Annotated in this window: 2 protein-coding genes; both read right to left on the bottom strand. The window is 38.1% G+C overall.

Annotation, left to right across the window (positions count from 1 at the left end; genetic code table 11):
• Positions 1-496: 496 nt before the first annotated feature.
• Positions 497-982: a hypothetical protein gene (locus tag D908_RS00860; protein ID WP_005527699.1), complete on the bottom strand. Its 486-nt coding sequence runs from the start codon at positions 980-982 to the stop codon at positions 497-499.
• Between the two features lie 148 nt (positions 983-1,130).
• Entirely contained in the window at positions 1,131-1,814 is a 684-nt protein-coding gene (locus D908_RS22375; RefSeq protein ID WP_235047404.1) for a hypothetical protein, read from the bottom strand.
• Positions 1,815-2,008 lie beyond the last annotated feature (194 nt).

Here is a 2,008-nt window from a genome sequence, read left to right on the forward strand (position 1 = left end):
GCATGAATCCTCTTAAACGCCTTGTTATGCTTAAGCTTAATGGTTACGTTTACTAAAACAAGATTAACTCGACTTTGATTTACAAACAAAAACCAAAACGTAGAAAACTGAAATGAATCATAGTTTTGATAATCAGGCTTCGGATTTTGGCAAATCTGGTTTGGAGTTTAAAAACCAAAAATGGATTTCTGATTGAGCCAGCCACCCTAACCTCGCACTAGCCCAAAAATTCATTGAGGCAATTCTCTGAATTTCTAGCTCCAAAGAATAAGTGTCCGAAAAACAGCGCTCAAAAAAGCCAACTTGCCGACAAACACCGAACTGAAAAGCCCAAGGAATAAAGAAAAACCATAAACCACTGATTTTACTTGATTAAGCATAACGCCCGCTTAAGGGGCAGACAACGCTACGAGTAACTTTCCGCATAACATCGTAATCACGAAAAACAACGCACAGTAAAAATGCCACGCGTTGGCTGTCCCTCTTGAAGCGTTTGTTATGGTTCAATTTCAAGTGGTGGTAAATCAACATTATTAATTAGATTTCTAAGCGCTAAAAACTGTTTTGTCCTAGCTGTACCCACATAATCTCGTTTACGATACAGACGCCCATTACCCAAATGCATAACGATATTTTCGTCGTAATTATGGGCATGAGGAGAAGAGGGAAATGGGTCGACATCGTTTTTATGAACAACCCAGACCTCACCATTGACTCGGTATTTTTTCTTTTCGAGACTGTTTTGAAATTCTAAAGGTAGCAATGGCTCATCAGATACAACCTTTTGAATGATAAAAGGCTGCTTAGATATAAACTCTTCACTTAGGGCGTCAATTACAGAATTCGGGCAATCATAGTCAACATCCTTATCGCCAAGTTCGTAGATTATTTCAGCAGCACTGACAACACGGCACAACTTATTTTCTATTACCTCAACTAGCGGAATCAGCCTACCCAAACTCACTATTTGTTCGATATTCATACAAAGCTCCCTGTATTGAACCATAACGCCCGCCTAAGGGGCTGACAACGCATAACACTAAACTCAAACACAACAACCTTAACCACTTCGGCTCAATGGGACTGGAAACGCCACGCGTTGACAGTCCCTCTTGAGGCGCTTGTTATGCTTATAGTTTCACCGCACTTTCAACAAAACCTTTATCTGTACGATCTTGGATATCTTGTGCTGCCTCAACAAGACTCTGTTCGAGCAAGGGGATATATTTATAATTTAGCTCATACACAGACTGTATTGCTGTATCTCCTATTAGTGAAATAACAAATCCTGTATTTAAACCCCACAACTTTTCGGTTCCCACCAAATCTCTTAATATAACTTTTGAAATAAAATTACTTGTCGACGGATAGTTTCTTGCTTCTATATAACTACCATATTTCACTGAAAGTTGGTTGACTAAAGAATCATAAAAGTATCTTTTCTCTTCAATGGGCAGCTGCATTACCATAAAAATAACATTGATTTTGTATAGCTTCTGAGTGTTCTGTGTAAAAAACAATGTAACTTTTATATTTTTACCGGAAAAAACATCATTATATGTGTATATTCTAGCATTCTCGTTACTATTTACATGCTTATCATTGTACTTACTAAGTATTGATATCTGTCCAGGATTCAATGGTATTTTCCTTTTTTCTGCTTTCTTCTTCATAGCTAATATGTTCATCCCGAATTTCCAAGAATCAAAAGTCTCGATATCACTAATTCCATAGTCAAAGTCATTAGAGCAAGGGAAATCTTGGAATACGTCACTACTTCCCTTTTTACATTTGTATATTTGAGATGCTGTCACATTGCTATTCTGAAACAGAAGAAAAACTAATAGTAGATATCTATAACGCATATTCATCCTTAATAAGCATAACGCCCGCCTAAGGGGCTGGCAACGCATTACACTAAACTCAAACACCACAACCGAAACCACCCTCGGACTCAATGGACTGGAAACGCCCACGCGTTGACAGTCCCTCTTGAGCGTTTGTTATG

Origin of the sequence: Vibrio mimicus CAIM 602 (genome assembly GCF_000338875.1) — a bacterium.
Classification (GTDB): domain Bacteria; phylum Pseudomonadota; class Gammaproteobacteria; order Enterobacterales; family Vibrionaceae; genus Vibrio; species Vibrio mimicus.

What these genes read in the sequence shown, in the direction of transcription:
- D908_RS00860 (WP_005527699.1), bottom strand. Translation starts at nt 982, where the DNA reads ATGAATATCGAACAAATAGTGAGTTTGGGTAGGCTGATTCCGCTAGTT.